13 protein-coding genes are annotated in these 15,518 nt (G+C 61.4%); 4 read left to right on the forward strand and 9 right to left on the reverse strand.

Going from position 1 to position 15,518, the window contains the following annotated elements:
- Positions 1-133 precede the first annotated feature (133 nt).
- Positions 134-1,813 (forward strand): type I secretion system permease/ATPase, encoded by a 1,680-nt coding sequence (locus MTR72_RS25980; protein ID WP_341511544.1) that lies wholly within the window; start codon positions 134-136, stop codon positions 1,811-1,813.
- A 27-nt stretch (positions 1,814-1,840) separates the two neighbouring features.
- Complete coding sequence (locus tag MTR72_RS25985) at positions 1,841-3,175, forward strand: HlyD family type I secretion periplasmic adaptor subunit (RefSeq protein WP_341511519.1); 1,335 nt, start codon at positions 1,841-1,843, stop codon at positions 3,173-3,175.
- A gap of 100 nt (positions 3,176-3,275) precedes the next feature.
- On the opposite strand, the gene MTR72_RS25990 is transcribed toward MTR72_RS25985, so the two are convergent.
- Genes MTR72_RS25990 through MTR72_RS26000 form a run of 3 tightly spaced genes read right to left on the reverse strand, consistent with a single transcriptional unit; the run spans position 3,276 to position 5,768 of the window.
- Complete coding sequence (locus MTR72_RS25990) at positions 3,276-3,815, reverse strand: 4-hydroxylaminobenzoate lyase (protein WP_341511520.1); 540 nt, start codon at positions 3,813-3,815, stop codon at positions 3,276-3,278.
- Between the two features lie 25 nt (positions 3,816-3,840).
- Positions 3,841-4,560, reverse strand: a complete 720-nt coding sequence (locus MTR72_RS25995; protein ID WP_280965588.1) for a nitroreductase — start codon at positions 4,558-4,560, stop codon at positions 3,841-3,843.
- The gene (locus MTR72_RS26000; protein WP_341511521.1) at positions 4,536-5,768 is read right to left on the reverse strand and encodes an ABC transporter substrate-binding protein; all 1,233 of its coding nucleotides are present in this window, start codon (positions 5,766-5,768) and stop codon (positions 4,536-4,538) included. The genes MTR72_RS25995 and MTR72_RS26000 overlap by 25 nt, the downstream gene beginning before the upstream one ends.
- Positions 5,769-5,985: 217 nt before the next feature.
- On the opposite strand from MTR72_RS26000, the gene MTR72_RS26005 reads away from it, so the two are divergent.
- Positions 5,986-6,969, forward strand: a complete 984-nt coding sequence (locus MTR72_RS26005; RefSeq protein ID WP_341511522.1) for a LysR family transcriptional regulator — start codon at positions 5,986-5,988, stop codon at positions 6,967-6,969.
- 170 nt (positions 6,970-7,139) lie between these two features.
- Here MTR72_RS26005 and MTR72_RS26010 read toward each other — a convergent pair whose 3' ends face one another.
- A complete protein-coding gene (locus tag MTR72_RS26010; RefSeq protein WP_280965591.1) occupies positions 7,140-8,726 on the reverse strand; it encodes a porin in 1,587 nt (528 codons plus the stop codon).
- A gap of 867 nt (positions 8,727-9,593) precedes the next feature.
- Between MTR72_RS26010 and MTR72_RS26015 the strand changes: the two genes are divergently transcribed.
- A complete protein-coding gene (locus tag MTR72_RS26015) occupies positions 9,594-9,923 on the forward strand; it encodes a hypothetical protein (protein ID WP_341511523.1) in 330 nt (109 codons plus the stop codon).
- 261 nt (positions 9,924-10,184) lie between these two features.
- Here MTR72_RS26015 and MTR72_RS26020 read toward each other — a convergent pair whose 3' ends face one another.
- The 5 genes from MTR72_RS26020 to MTR72_RS26040 form a co-directional block, all read right to left on the reverse strand.
- The gene (locus MTR72_RS26020; protein WP_341511524.1) at positions 10,185-11,429 is read right to left on the reverse strand and encodes a sensor histidine kinase; all 1,245 of its coding nucleotides are present in this window, start codon (positions 11,427-11,429) and stop codon (positions 10,185-10,187) included.
- A 285-nt stretch (positions 11,430-11,714) separates the two neighbouring features.
- On the reverse strand, positions 11,715-12,230 hold the full coding sequence (locus MTR72_RS26025; protein WP_341511525.1) for a hypothetical protein: 516 nt from the start codon (positions 12,228-12,230) through the stop codon (positions 11,715-11,717).
- 102 nt (positions 12,231-12,332) lie between these two features.
- A complete protein-coding gene (locus tag MTR72_RS26030; protein WP_341511526.1) occupies positions 12,333-13,346 on the reverse strand; it encodes an HAD family hydrolase in 1,014 nt (337 codons plus the stop codon).
- 72 nt (positions 13,347-13,418) lie between these two features.
- A complete protein-coding gene (locus MTR72_RS26035; RefSeq protein WP_341511545.1) occupies positions 13,419-15,017 on the reverse strand; it encodes an arylsulfatase in 1,599 nt (532 codons plus the stop codon).
- A gap of 150 nt (positions 15,018-15,167) precedes the next feature.
- Positions 15,168-15,452 (reverse strand): hypothetical protein, encoded by a 285-nt coding sequence (locus tag MTR72_RS26040; RefSeq protein WP_341511527.1) that lies wholly within the window; start codon positions 15,450-15,452, stop codon positions 15,168-15,170.
- Positions 15,453-15,518 lie beyond the last annotated feature (66 nt).

Below are 15,518 nucleotides of genomic sequence, written 5' to 3' on the forward strand. Positions count from 1 at the left end.
AGAGCGGTCTGACGGAAGCGCAATTTGGCGGAGTCACACGATGAAACTCGGACTCTTCAACAAGATGTCAGTCGCCACCCCGCCAACGGGAGGAGAGAGAGGGATCTATCGGCACAAGGACGAGCTACGGGGTATGCTCCTTTCCTGCAAGAGCTACTTCGTCACGGCTCTGATCTTCAGCCTGGCAATCAACCTGCTGTATCTCGCCGGGCCGCTTTACATGCTTCAGGTCTATGATCGCGTCGTATCGAGCGCGAGCATCGTCACGCTTGTGATGCTCACGCTCCTGTTGTTGATTGCCTTCGCAGCGCTTGCCGTCCTCGACATGATCCGGGCGCGGATCCTCGCACGCGCGTCGGTTCGGCTCGACCAGAGGATGGCGGGACGCGTGATCTCGGCAATCGTCGATGCGTCGCTGAAGACGGGTGTCGCAAAGAGCCAGTATCTCCGCGATTTCGACAATTTTCGGCAATGCGTTACCGGTGCCGGGATTCACGCCATCTTCGACCTCCCGTGGGCGCCAATCTACGTTGCCGTGATCTTTGTCCTGCACCCGCTGCTGGGAGCGTTCGCGCTTGCCTCCGCGATCGCACTGCTGCTCCTCGCGCTCCTGAATGAACGCTGGGTGCGCACGCCGCTCACCGAAGCCCACGAAGCCGGCGCCAGAAGCTACGGTTTCACCGACATGAGCCTTCGCAACTCGGAGGCCATACAGGCGATGGGCATGCTTGATGGCCTACTTCACAGGTGGGGGCGCGACCGCAATCTGGCGCTGGATCGCCAGGTGGCCGCCAGCGATCGCGCTGCGGCCATGTCGAGCCTGATCCGCTTCCTTCGGTTGTCCGTGCAATCCATCATTCTTGGCCTTGGCGCCTATCTCGTGATCGAACGCGTCACGACGGTCGGCGCGATGTTTGCGGCCTCGATCCTGCTCGGTCGTGCGATGCAGCCGGTCGAGCAGATCGTGGGTGTCTGGCGCAGCATCGCGTCTGCGCGCAACTCCTACAGGCGCGTCGAGGCGCTTCTCAAGGCGATTCCGGCCGCCGAGCCGCGACTTTCGCTGCCGAAACCCGCAGGCGACCTGTCCGTCGAAAACGTGAGCTATTCGCTTCAGGGAAGCAAGCGACCGATCCTCCGCAACATAAGCTTCGACGTCTCGGCAGGCGAGCTTCTTGGCCTCGTCGGGCCTTCGGGTGCCGGAAAATCGACGCTTGCACGCCAGATCATCGGCGTGCTGGCGCCGTCAGCCGGCTCGGTGCGTCTCGATGGCGCCGACGTATCGACCTGGCCGCGAGGCGCGTTCGGCCGGTATGTCGGCTATCTGCCGCAGGACATCGAATTGTTTGCCGATACCGTCGCGGCGAACATCAGCCGGTTCAACAAAGGTAACGATGAGAGCGTCATAGAGGCTGCAAAGCTTGCCGGCGTTCATGAGATGATCTTGCGCCTTCCGGACGGATACGACACACAGGTCGGTGAAGGCGGCGCGGTCCTCTCCGGCGGCTATCGCCAGCGGATCGGGCTGGCGCGCGCGATCTATGGAAATCCGCGCCTTGTCGTGCTCGATGAGCCCGCATCGAACCTCGATGTCGATGGCGACGCCGCGCTGACGGAGTGCCTCGTGCAACTGAAGAAGGCCGGGACCACCGTCGTCATCATATCCCATCGTCCGAGCACGCTCGGTGTGGTCGACAAGATTGTGATGATCCGAGACGGTGCAGTGGAGTTGTTCGGTCCGCGAGGCGAGATCTTGGCACGGTTGACCAAGCCGGTGGTCGTTCCGGCTGCGGCATCGAAAAGTCTCGCTTCATAGACGAGCCGGAGCCGCGCAGGAGGATACATGACGAGAGCTGCGATTTCAGCGACGTGGCCGGCGACCCTTGCCGACCCAGTGGGTCCCAGCGATTCCTACCGTGGATCGGCCGTCGCTGGATGGCTTGTTATACTCGCATTCTTTGGCGGCCTCGGCGTGTGGTCCGTGACCGCACCGCTCAATGGTGCCGTCGTAGCGAATGGCATCGTGAAGGTCGACGGCAACAGAAAGAGCGTTCAGCATCTCGATGGTGGTATCGTCAAGGAATTGCGAGTCAGAGAGGGAGATCAGGTCGAGGTCGGCGAGACTCTCATCGTCCTCGACGACACGCAGGCGCGCGCCGAGTTCGATGTGCTGTCCGAACAATTTACCGTCCTGCGAGCCACGGAAGAGAGGCTCCGGACGGAATTCACCGGTGGCTCCAGTCTCGTTGTGCCGGCTGACGTCGGCGAGGAAACCCAGGCCAGGAGCATTTGGGACAATCAGGTCCGGCAGTTTGAGAGCCGGCGCGTGGCGTTGGACGGTCAGCGCAACATCATCAGGGAGAAGATCTCGCAGCTCGAGCACCAGATTGTTGGCGGCGAAGCGCAGGTGAGAGCTCTCAACGCGCAGCTCGACTCTGTTCGCGAAGAAATGAAGTCGATTGCACCTCTGGTGGACAAGGGACTTATCGCGAGGCCACGCTATCTGCAGCTCGAGCGGGCTGGTGCCGGGCTCGACGGACAATCGGCCGATGCCATGGCAAACATAGCCAAGGCCCGGCAAGCAATTGCCGAACAGCAGCAGCAGATCGTGCAGCTCGACAACGACCGCATGGCCGACGTAACCAAGGAGCTGCGCGACGTCCAGGCGAAGCTTCTCGAAGTCATTCCGCGTCTCGCCAATGCCGGCGCCGTTCTGACGCGAATGGAGATTCGCTCGCCGTACGCCGGTCGTGTCGTTGGCCTGACCGTCTTTTCCGTCGGCGGCGTGATTCAGCGGGGAGAGAAGATTCTGGACGTGGTCCCCGAGAAGGACGCGCTCGTGGTCGAAACCCAGGTTGCGGTCGAGGATATCAGCGAAGTCCGGCCCAAGATGCGCGCTGAGGTGCACCTGACCGCATACAAGCAGCGGATCACTCCGATCGTTCACGGCACCGTGCTTCAGGTCTCGGCGGATCGGCTCACGGAAAACCGGACGGGTACGCCGTACTACACCGCCCTGCTCAAGCTCGACGAGGCCGAGCTTGCGGACATGCCGAACGTTCAGCTCTATCCTGGCATGCCGGCCACGGTCATGGTCCCCACCACGGAGCGGACAGCATTTGAATATCTTGTGGGTCCGCTCGTGATGTCGTTCAAACACGGATTTCGGCAGAAATAGCGGACGGTTCTCGTCCGCTTCCGGAAGAGGCGAGGCATTGGCCGTGCGGCCGAGGCCTACGATGATGCCGTCACAAGCGCCGCGGGCGCCCCGTCGGCCATCAGGCTGGAGCCTTGAAATCGTAGGAGATGCGTCCAGCCGGCAGATAGAACAGCGCGATGACTGCGCCGCCCCTGACCTCCGGATAGTGCCGGCTGCCGGGATCCGGCGCCGTCCAGCCCGGTCCCTGCCAGCCCTGAAGTCCCCTCAATTCCGCGCCCTGGTTCAGGGGCACCACCAAGTTAAGCTCGCCATAGGGATGGCCGTGATACTGCCCGCGCAGCACGTCTTGATCGTCCTCGTCCTTGAAGCGGCGTGGATCGGCGCTGTTCATGTAGACGGCAGTGATGCTGAACTGGAATGTTTCGGGCATCGGTTCCAGGATGCGGCTGCGTCGGTAGTTCGGACCCTCCACTTCCTGATTCGCCGCCCAGCCCTCCTCGACGCCAATCTTGATGAGGCGCGAGAGGTCCTGATAGAGCGCACTTTCCTCGCCGTATGTATCGTTGAGCCAACGCTCCATCTTGGCGCCGGGCGTCATATCCTTGACTTCCCGTAGAAACGGGATGCTGCGCTGGATGAGATCTTCTCGGCTTCCCATGGCCATCTCCTTGTCGCGTTTGTTGTTAAGCTTCGAAACCCGCAAACGTGGCGAATGCATCGACGTCCGCTCGCGGCATCAATCTTTCCCTCGCCTCCGCCTTGGCGCGGCCGATCGAGATGCCGCACACCACCATCTGCTCTGCGGGAATGGAGAGCAGCGGGCGCAGGATCCGGTGATATTTGGCAAACGTTTCCTGCGGACACGAATGCAGCCCGCGCCCCGCCGCGGCCAGCAATACGTTTTGAATGAACATGCCGAGATCGAGCCAGCTCCCGACTTCGAGGCGGCGGTCGATGGTAACGATCAATCCCACCGGCGCGCCAAAGAATGCGTAGTTCCTGGCGGTTTGCCTGCCCCTCGCTTCGATATCCGTTTGCGCGATGCCGAGCGAGCCGTAGAACAGCCGACCGAACTCCTGCCGCCGATCGAGGTATGGCTCAGGCAAGTCGCTTGCATAATATCGGTACTCGGACACGTGTTCGTTTCGTGCTTCCCCGTGCGCGCGCAGAAGGGCCGCCGACACCTTCTCCTTCATTGCGCCGGCAAGCACGTGGACGTGCCAGGGCTGGATGTTCGCGCCGCTCGGTGCGAATCGCGCCACGCGGAGGATCTGCTCGATGGTCTGTCGCGGGACCGGATCACCGGAGAACTCTCGGCATGCGAATCGGGAAGCGATGATGTCGTCGATCCGATTCCGCGCAACGTCGCGCTTACCGATCACGACTTCTTCAAGAGCGGACATCCCCCTTCCTCCATCGGCTTGAACGCTTCCTCTCCGGGAATTGTCGCGAGCAGCTCGTAGTAATCGAACTTGTACCTGGACTCCTCCGGAGCCTTGACGCGGAACAGATACATGTCGCGGACCAGCCGACCGTCCTGACGGATGCGGCCGTTCCTCGTCATGAAGTCATTCACGGGCATTTCGCGCATCTTGGCAGCGACAGTCGGACCATCCAGCGTGCCCGCCGCCTCGACCGCCTTGAGGTAGTGCATGACGGCGCCATAGGTGCCTGCGTGGATCATGGTGGGGACCTTCCGGGTCTTCTCGATGAAGCGCCTCGACCATGCGCGCGTCTCATCGTTGAGGTCCCAGTAGAATGCCGAACTGAGCATCAAACCCTGGGCGCTCTGCAGCCCCAGACTGTGAATGTCGGCAATGAACACGATCAGACCGGCGAGCTTCTGCTGGCGCGTCACCCCGAACTCCCCCGCCTGCTTGACTGCGTTGATGAAATCGCCACCGGCGTCGGCGAGCGCGATCACGTCCGCCCCGGAAGCCTGTGCCTGCAGCAGGAAGGAGGAGAAATCGGGCGTGTTGATCGGATGCTTCACCGAACGGACGAGCCTGCCGCCCGTGGCATCGATCACCTTGCGGCTATCAGCCTCGAGCTGGGCGCCGAGGGAATAATCGGCCGAAAGGAAGAACCAGGACTTCGCGCCGAGACGCGAGATCGCTTTGGTCGTGCCTTGCGACAGTGCGTAGGTGTCATAGGTCCAGTGAATGCCGGTCACCGAGCATTCATCACCGGTCAGGCGCGACGTCGCGGCGCCGGTGGCGAGAAACAGCTTCTTCTTGTCGCGGGTGATGCCCTGCACCGCCAGAGCAACGGCGGAATTGGGTACGTCGAGGATTACCTCGACGCCCTCGTTCTCCAGCCATCGTCGCGCAACCGCCGATCCCACATCGGCCTTGTTCTGATGGTCACCGGCGACGATCTGGACGGCGCGCCCCAGCACCTTGCCCTTGAAGTCGTCGACGGCCATCTGCGCCGCGACCACCGAGCCCTGGCCGCCATTGTCGGCGTAAAGGGAGGACATATCGGTAAGCACCCCAAGCTTGACCGGGCCATCCTGTGCAGTCGCGGACGTCGTCGCGAAGAGCGCCAACGCCAGGATCGCCCCGACCGCACTACCCTTGAAAACCCCCATCGACATCCCGCTGCATTTCATGGCCGCCTCCTCCAGACAACGCGCGGTGATAATGACGGGATTGCTCCATTGCGGAAGTGAAACTCTTGCAGATTGGTCCTGAATGGGGTTCAGCTTGCCGACACCACGGCATCGCCGCCTGCTATGGGCGGCCCGCGCAGTTGCGTCGCCGTCGTGCCTCGCTTTAACTTGAGCTGCTTATTGACGCGCGATCCGCTCATAGACGGAAATCCTTATCGTGTCCGTTTCCTTCAAGACATTTGACTTGAACCTGCTCAAGGTCTTCGACGCCGTCATGGAGGAACGCAGCGTGCTGCGCGCCAGCCAGAAGGTCGCATTGAGCCAGTCCGCCGTAAGCCACTCGCTCGCGCGGCTCCGCGAAATGCTCGAAGACGAGCTGTTCGTGCGGACGGCAAGTGGAATGCAGCCGACGGCGCGCGCGCTGACGATGGCGCCGCAAGTTCGCGCGGCGCTGCGATCGCTCGAATCGGCGGTCGAACTGCCGACCTTCGTCCCGGCGGCCTCCACCAAGCAATTCACGCTTGCCGCCAACGACTTCACCACGATGGTGCTGGCGTCTCCGCTCCTCGGAATCCTCGGTCGCGAGGCGCCGGCGGTCGACCTGATCATCAAGCCGGTGACGCGGATCGATCTTGCCGAACAGATCGATCTCGGCCGCATCGACGTCGCCATCGGCGTCTTTTCGATTCCGCCAAGCCGCTTCCGCACGGCGCTGCTGTTCGAATATGACGATGTGCTGATCGTCGGGGGAAGGCGTAAGCTCGGACGGCTCGACAAGGCGAAGCTTGCACGCCTGCCGCTGGTCGTCGTGTCCTTCGGTGGCGAGCAGGAAGGCGCGATCGGAGGCTTCATCTCCGAGCGGGGTCTTGCCAGGCGTTCGGAAATGTACGACCGCGTCGCGCTCGAACGAGCGCTATCCGAAAGTGATCGGCCGCCGCGGATCGCGGTTTCCTTGCCGCATTTTCTTGCGCTGCCCGCACTGCTCGTCGATTCCGAGCTCGCGGCCATCGTCCCGCGTCCGCTGGCACAAGCGCTTGCACAATCCCATGCGATCACGACCTACGAGCTGCCCTACACCACGACGCCCGTCGAGGTACGGCTGCTGTGGCACGAACGTGTCGAGGGCGAGCCATCGCACGAATGGCTTCACGAAATCCTGCGGCGCGCAACCGAGGACCTCCGGCGCAGAGCGCCGACCTGACACGAACCACGGCGAAGTCTGCGCCTATAGCCTTGGGGTTAGCATCGCATCCTGCGCGATAAGGCTTCTTTTCTGTGACCTCTCGCCAGCCCATCCAAGCCCCACATTCAAAAAAGAAGAACCCCGGCGGTTTCCCGCCGGGGTTCTCAATTCAAGTCGTTAGACCGGAATTACCAGTTGCGCTGAGCGCGGAGGAGCAGAACGACCGTGTCCTGATCCTTGAGCTCGTAAGTCGCAGCCGGCTTGGCGGGAATAATGTTGACCGCCGTCGTAGTAACCGTGCCAGCGTACTTCTGGTCGACACGGGTCCAGCTCACGTCGGCCGAGAAGGTCAGGTTCTTGACCGGGGTCCAACGGGTGATGAGACCCACCGTCCCGACATTGAAGTCAGGGTTACAAGACGTGACACCAACGACAGACGAGAACAGGCCACCGGTGCCGCAGAGGAACGACTTAGCCAAGCCACCGAACTGAGCCTGAGCGTAAGCACCGTAGATCGAGGTGTTCCAGTACGGATCCCAGTTGTGGGTGTATGCGCCACGGAAGCCCCAGGTCTTGACCGATTCCTGCGAGCTGCCGTTGATGTACACGGTGTCCGGAGCCGTGACAGCAGCGATGCTGCCGTAAGCGCCGGGCAGACCCGAGCTGCCGTACATCACGTAGGTGCTGCCCGCGAGGTTCTGGAAGTTGTAGCGGGTCGCACCATCCGTGTAGACCGCCTGCATGTTGATCGTGTCACCCGCGCCGGTCGGGATGTTCTTGATCGACAGAGCGAGCTGAACCGCCCAGCCCCACTTGTCGTCGGGGTGGCCAGTGACTTCGCTCGCGCCGTAGTAACCGACGTGGTTGTCCTTCGCGGCAACCGACGCCTGGAACAGACCCCAGGCCTGGTCGACACGGACCATACCGACGAGGTTCGGCGAGCGCGTACCACCGATGGCACCGGTGCCGATACCACCGGAAAGAATGCCGGCCGAAGTAGCGCCGCTCATGTTCAGGTTACCAGCCTGATAGTACTGGGTCACGTCTTCCGCCGAGAACGACGCCGTGATGCCCTGACCGAAGTCAGCGGTGTAGGTGAACTGGTTGACACCAGTGACCGTGCCGGAACCGCCGACGAGACCGTCGAAGTTGTTGCCCGGATAGTTGGTCCAGGGAGCGTCGAACTGCGACACTGCCTTACCCATCGTGAAGCCGGCGAACTGGATGAAGGCATAGTACACGCCGAGCGAACCGGCCGAGGTATTGCCGTCGGTGCCGTTCACCGAGCCCGAACCCGAGCCCACCAAGGCGTTGCCGGCAGCGCTCAGGCCCAGCGTGCCGCTGTACTGAGTCGCACCGAAGGCGCTACCCGTGCCGACGTAGTTGCCGGTCGTCCAGGAGAACACGCCATCGAAGAACGTACGGACGACGCCGTACTCGGTCGCGGTGCGCGTGTCGATGTTGAGATCTTCACGAGCGCGCATGGTGTAATAGTTGGTCAAACGGTTGCGTGCACCGTTTGCACCCTGCGAGCTGACGTTGAATTGACCATTGATGTCCGAGTTGGTGTTCAGCGCGACTTCAGCGCGCAGATAACCACCCAGCTTGATGCAGGTGTCAGTGCCCGGGATGTAGTAGAATCCGGCACCGTACAGGGAGCAGATCTTCACGTATTCGACCGCCTTGGCCTTCACGGGGAGATCGGCTGCCTGTGCTCCGCCCACGGCGATCAGACCCGCCGCAGAACCGAGCAAAAGGCTCTTAACCAACTTCATGTTAAACCTCCAAGTTGCTCTATTTAGGGAAGGTTCCGGATCCGCTGGGTGACTACACCCTAAGGTAGGTTCCCTTGTCCCTTAACCCACCGCTTAGCCGCTTCGCGCCTTCGGACACACCCGCATGAACGCGAGGGACTTAAGCGAACCACCTAAAACGGGACGACCTCGGGATGCCCCCCTCCGTCGCGGGTTCGATAAGAACCGAAGAGCCGTGATCAATCAACGAAAGACCGCGCGGTTTTGCCCCTAAACGGAACGTTTTCGCGCCAATGTTGCACAAATATCACGCAGCCGTGAGGGCTGAGGCCCGAGTTAATTCATTGAATCTACTAGATAAATCTAGATGTACCCGCCAATCGCCCCAAGGCGCCTCCGCGAACCGTTGCCGCGGTGCGACGGCGCGGTTCGTCCCCTATCCAGGGGACAACTCGATTCGAAGACACGGGATTCTTGCGGAGATTCTCGAGACGATTCCGATCGTCCTGGGGAGCTCCTCGACGGTGCTCAAGAGAGCGAGGTCCGGCTTTTGCCGCAGCAATACCCGGGACCTAAAGCAGCGACACCGGCAGTTCGGAGGCGGAGCAGCGGGCGTTTCCTGGGCAACAACCTGACCGCGACCGACAAAACTCCAACGGTCAGGCACATGACGCGTCGATCCCGGACATTCGCTCGCGCGCGACCGAGCGGCCAAGCCGCTGCAACGCTCCCACCTGCATCTCCGCTGGCCAAGCCGCACGCGCAGAAAAGCCATCGTGACCAAACATCAAATTCTGATTTGAGGCTGTATCAATTCATCGTTGCAATCAGGGAACGAAAGGCTTCTCGACGCTTTGCATTGAGTTGATCAACGCAAGGAGTGACACGATGCGACTGAACAAAGTCTTGCTGGCAATTGCGCTCCTCGCTGCCGCTGCAACCGCGCTGCCCAACACGGCGGACGCGCGTCGCATGGGCGGCGGCGCTCGCGCGGCTCACTTCCACGGCGGCGGCGTCAGGCCCGGCTGGCACGGCGGTGGAACAAGATGGCACGCTGGCGGCGGCGCACGATATGCCGGCGGACGCTACTATCACGGCGGCTACTATGGCCGTGGATGGGGCTGGCCCGGCGCCGCAGCAGCCGGTGTGGCTACCGGCGCGGCTCTTGGTGCCGCTGCGGCGTATGGATCGTCCTACGGTTCTTGCTATCAGGCATAGAACGTATGGAATGGCTACGCTTACGTTACGCGTACCGTAAACGTCTGTTAGCAGCGTTTGCGATCGGCCGCGCCGACCGGAGCAACGATGGCACGGCTCGGCCAGATGCTTAAGTAGCAGCCACAAGTGACGGCATCCACCAGCGCGGCGGGTGCCGATGCGGGGCACGCGCTCTTCAGGGCATTGCCGCAAGCGGCTCGCCGGGTTGGGCTGAAGTCACATCCGCTCTTGTGGCGAGCGCACATGCGTTACCACGCAGCATCAATCATCGGCAGGCGGAGCCGATCGCGGCAGGATGATTGAAACGGTTGTACCTTCACCCGACGCGCTCTCGAGCACCATGCGTCCGCCCAATCGGTCCACCACGATATGGCGCGCAATGTGCAGGCCAAGTCCGGTCGCGCCCTCGTGACGTCGGGTCGTGAAGAACGGATCGAACGCGCACCGTCTCACTTCGGGATTCATGCCGACAACATCGTCGGCCACGCACACCTCGATGTCGTTCCCGGCGGCAAGTACGCGAACATCGATCGCCCCCTTACCATCGCCGGGGAATGCATGCGCCATCGCGTTGATGACGAGATTGGTCAAAACTTGGCCGAATTCGCCGGGGTAGCCGTCCAAGAAGAGGCCAGGCTCGCACCGGACGTTCAGCGAAATGCGGCTCTCGCGATGCTTCCGTCCCAAATGCGACAAAGCCAGCTCCGTGAATTGGCCCACATCGAAGCTGCGCCGCTCGGACGAACTGGAATCGACCGCCGCCTGCTTGAACAATTGAACACGATCAGCCGCCCGGCTGAGATTTGAGACCAATTGCCGAGCGGCGGCCTGGACGAGATCAACGAACTCGTTCAGCGCCGAACGGCGCACAACACCGGACGTGATCGCGGCAGCGAATAAATCGGCCTTGCGCTCCAGCGTCGACGCCACGGTTAGGCCGATGCCGACGGGACTGTTGATCTCATGGGCGATGCCGGCAACCATACGGCCGAGGGCGGCGAGCTTTTCCGCTTCGATCAAGGATTCCTGAGTTTCGCGCAAGTGACGCAAGGCCATTTCGGCGGCGTCCTTGGCTTGTCGAATTTCACGCTCCGCGCGCTTGCGCTCGGTGATTTCCTCGGCGGCAACGTTGACGGCAACGATCTCGCCAGAGGGCGCCCTCAGCGGATGCCAATAGGTAATCCATGCCCGCTCCTCGATCTGATCGGGACGCTGTCCTGCGACTTCGATGCCAACGACTGGCTCTCCGGTCTCCATGATCGAGCGGACGATCGCCTCAACGGCATCGGCCAGCGCAGGCACGCAGTCTCTCACGAAACGACCGAGATGGTCCTCAACCGAGATGCCGCATATTTCGGTGAGCCGCTGGTTGATCTGCAGGTATCGGCAATCCGGCGACAGACAAGCAAGACCGATGGGGGCCGTGTCGTAGATGAGCTTCAAGGCGGGCTGGTGCGGAAACAGCACCAGATCCGGAGCGCGCGCTGCTGTGGGCGAATTCGTCAATGACACCTCGCCACTTCTTCTTTCCGGTCGACCTTACCGCCACCTGCGCCGGTCGTTCAAGGCGCCTGGCCTGCGACAAAGGCGGGCAGGCGCTCGAATTCGGCACATGTTCGCCGCCGGTGCCGTTGGAGCCATCAGAGTCAAAAGAGATGCTTTGCAACTACCGGCTTTCATTCTCTCGTCCTCGTTTCAATTCGAGTCTTCAAGCTCGGATAGACGAAGAGATAGGCATCTGTCGCAATCTTCTGCGCTTCCGGGAAAAGCGATTTGGCTTCGCACCTTTCATCAAGGGCAATAGTCCCAGAACGCTTGGGTCCGTGAGGGATCGGTGTAGTACCAGCACATGCCGGCCGCGGGAGCTACACCTGCCCAGGCAGCCGCGCTTGCCGCAGTGACGAAGCCGAGCGCGGCTCCAGCGGCAATTGCTCCTCCCGCAGGCCAGCGATACCAGCCGGGCCGCGCCCAACCGCCACGGCCGTAAACGGCGGTTCTGCCGCGAACTGCAACGTTCCCACGTGGTCCCACCACCGCAGTGCGGCCGCGATATGCACCGCCCCGCGGGCCGACCACTGCACCTCCACGATGCACAACTGCGCCGCCTCGTGGTCCAACATAGGCGCGCCCGCCACGTGCGCCGGCACGGACCTGAATGAAAACATCCTCCTGCTGCGCAGCGACCGATGACGGGATCGCAGCGGGACTCAATGGTGCAGCGATGCTGGTCGCTGGCAATGCCGAGGCCGAGACGGCGAGAGTGGCAACCAGGGCGGCCCGAAACGCAAACGTGGTAAGTCCGACCATCTTCATTCCTCCCTTTGCCCGGCGCGGAATCGTGTTTCCTGACATGCGCCACCACTCAACGATTGAGCACCGGCCTCACGACGTCTCCGGACCGGAGACAATCTACTGGAAGCTGAATATGCGCTTCCAATCGTCTTTCATGCTGACAACGGTCCACTTGTTGGCCGCTGCTGCATCGAGAGCGTTGTCGAGACGGCCAAACGACGATTTGCGATCGTATGAATATTCGCGCTCGGCATCGGTGTGATGGACGATCAGGCCGAAGCGTCGGCCGCCCTGCCCCGTTGTCCATTGCAGCATCTGGAAGTCACCATCCGAGTTGCCGAAGGCGGCAATCGGTCGACGTCCGATGTGCGAATTGATGCCGACCGGCTTACCGGGACCGTCATCGACCAGATCAATTGCCGGCAAACGCATCAAGGCCGGATGCCCGCCGTCGATCTCGAACTTGGTCTTGATGCTGGATCCCACAACCTGCTCGGGCGGGATGCCATAGATCTTCTCGCTCCATGGCCGCATGAATTCGATGCCACCGCCGGAGACGATGAACGTCTTGAAACCATTGGCGCGCAGATAGGCCAGCAATTCCAGCATCGGCAGATAGACCAGTTCGGTATAGGGTCGAGCGAACTTCGGATGACGCGCGGTCGCAATCCAATCGCTGGCGATCTTCTCGAACTCTGCCGTAGTCATGCCGGCATGGGCCGCCATGACGAGCTCAACCAGCCCCTTTTCGCCGGACTTGGCGAGCGCGGCGATGTCGTTGTCGAGCACCGCCTTGAACGGCTGCTTCTTTCTCCACTCCGGATGCTTGCCTGCCAGCACCTTGACCCGGTCCAGGGCGAAGGCGAGCTGTACATACATCGGCTGCTCGCACCAGAGTGTGCCGTCGTTGTCGAATGCGGCAATTCGCTCGGGCGCAGGAACGAAGTCCGGCGACCCTTCGCGCGTGACCGCCGAGACGAAGTCCACGATCGACCTCTTCGGCTGCCCCTCCGACCATGACGGGAGGGGATCGTCCTGTGCCACGGCAACATGGTTGGAGAGAGATAGAGTGGCAGTCGACACCAGCAAGCCTGCCACTATCGCGCGTCGATCAACCCACGTTCCTTTCATAACCCCCGTCCCGTTCTTGAGAAACGAAGACCGAACGGCCCCGACACTCTCGGGGCCGCTCCATGCGCCTGATCAATTGCCTGTAGGCAGGCCGATACTGAACCCGTCCTTTGCAAGCTCCTCCCTGAAGAACTGGAATCGCTGATACTGCGTTAGCGTGATCGGCCCGGCGTAGCTCTCGCTCTGAAGCTTCCGCGGAGGATATTTCACGTAGGTCTGCATCAGCTCTTTGGTCGCGGCATTGATCGTCACCAAGGTCCAGGTGTGCTCCGTGTAGTTGTTCATGAAGACGTCGTAGCGCTCCTGCGGATCCTGCCAGAGATCGAAGACCTGCGGAACGGTCGCCACATAAGACTCCGGTCCCTTCCAGCCGAGGTTGCTGTCGACTGCGAGCCCGCCGGTCTTTGCGCCATTGTCGCCGCGCAGATTGAATACGGCCTTGTAGTTGCCGACGCGAGCCGCACCCGGCGTCAACTCGTTTTCCGTGAAGTAGAACCAGCTCTTGCGCTCCGACTTTCCGGTCCCGAACAGGATCGGCGACATGTCGTAGCTGTCGAAGACGATCGGCTTACCTTCGCGGTCGCTCTCGGGCAGCCTGATGCCAGCGAGCTTCGCGAAGGTCGCCATGTAATCGAGACCGCCGACGATATCGGAATTCTTCGTTCCGGCCTTGATGCCCGGCCCCCAGGCAATCGAGGGAACGCGGTTGCCGCCTTCGCGAACCGTGCCCTTCGTGCCACGGAATGGCGTGTACCCCGCATCCGGATAGACGTCCTGCCATGCACCATTGTCCGTCGTCCAGAACACGTAGGTGTTCTTGTCGAGCCCAAGGGAGCGGACCTTGTCCATGATACGCCCGATGCGCGTATCGTTCTCCACGACGGAATCGGCGTATTTGCTCTTCGACAGCGACTTCCCCTGGAATTCGGGAGCCGGCATGTTTGGCTGATGCACCTTCATGAAGTTGATGCTCATGAAGAATGGCTGCGTCGATCCCCTGTTGCGGTCCAGATAGTCGAGCGAGGCCTTCTCGACATAATCGTCAAAGAACGGGATGCCGACGACGCCCTTGTCCGGGGTGTTGACATACTGCCCATTGATCTTGAAATCCTCCTTCGCGGGCTGGCCAGCGTTTCCGGACAGCGCTCCGTTGGTCACGCGCTCGAACATCGCCCTGAGCTCGGGGTCCATATCGGGAAACCAGGTGGGATCGGCATACATGTAGGCATTGAGATGATACAAGCCTGCGTATTTCATCTCATCGTAGCCTTGCGCGTTCGGCAGTGCGTAGTCGGCTTCACCGAGATGCCATTTGCCCGTGAAGAACGTCTTGTAACCACCGGTCTTCAGGACCGACGCCAATGTCCACTCGGCTGCAGGCATACCGCCGCCCTGGCCCTGGAATGCCACCGTCGTCATGCCGCTGCGATTGGGAATGCGACCGGTTTGCACGGCGGCCCGACCGGGCGTGCAGCTTGGCTGCGCATAGAAGGACATGAACTGCACACCTTCTGACGCCAGACGATCGATGCTTGGCGTCGGCATGCCGCGATTTTCACCGCCTCCGTACGCGCCGGAGTCTCCATAGCCGAAATCGTCCGACAGGATCAGGATGATGTTCGGCTTCTGCACTGGCGCCTGGGCGTAAGCCGCGGTGCCAAGCAGCGGCACGGCCAGTATCGCGCAGCCAAACCGCCTGAGCTTTTCGATGGTGTTCTTCACGGGGCAGATCTCCATTATTTATTGGTATCGTGCGGTTGAGACGAAGACAGCAGATGTCGCCAACCACGGTGAAGCCCTCCCGCGTTCACGTCGCCACACTCAGGGACGACTAAGATAGGCGAGGATTTCCTCCTCCAGTTCGACGAGCAGGTGGTTGTATTCTTTCACGCGTCGATCTCTCTCAGGATCCGCTTCCTCCAAAGTTTTCTGCCAATGACGAAGCGCCTTCGTCGCCTCCTCGTAGTCCGAACAAATCGATCTAAATGATGCGTCGCGACCAAAGCGGCGCCGAATATCCAGCTCGCGCTGGGGAAACCGGGCCACGATGGATCGGAACTCCTCCATAGAGACAACCAGGTCGATGGAGTGGCGACGTGCATCCAACGATCATCACATCTTGCGATCATGACAGCAGGGCTGTCAGAACAGCGTTCTCGTAGCGTGCCAGCA

It is taken from the genome of Bradyrhizobium sp. ISRA442, from assembly GCF_038085055.1.
In the GTDB taxonomy this organism is placed as follows: Bacteria; Pseudomonadota; Alphaproteobacteria; order Rhizobiales; family Xanthobacteraceae; genus Bradyrhizobium.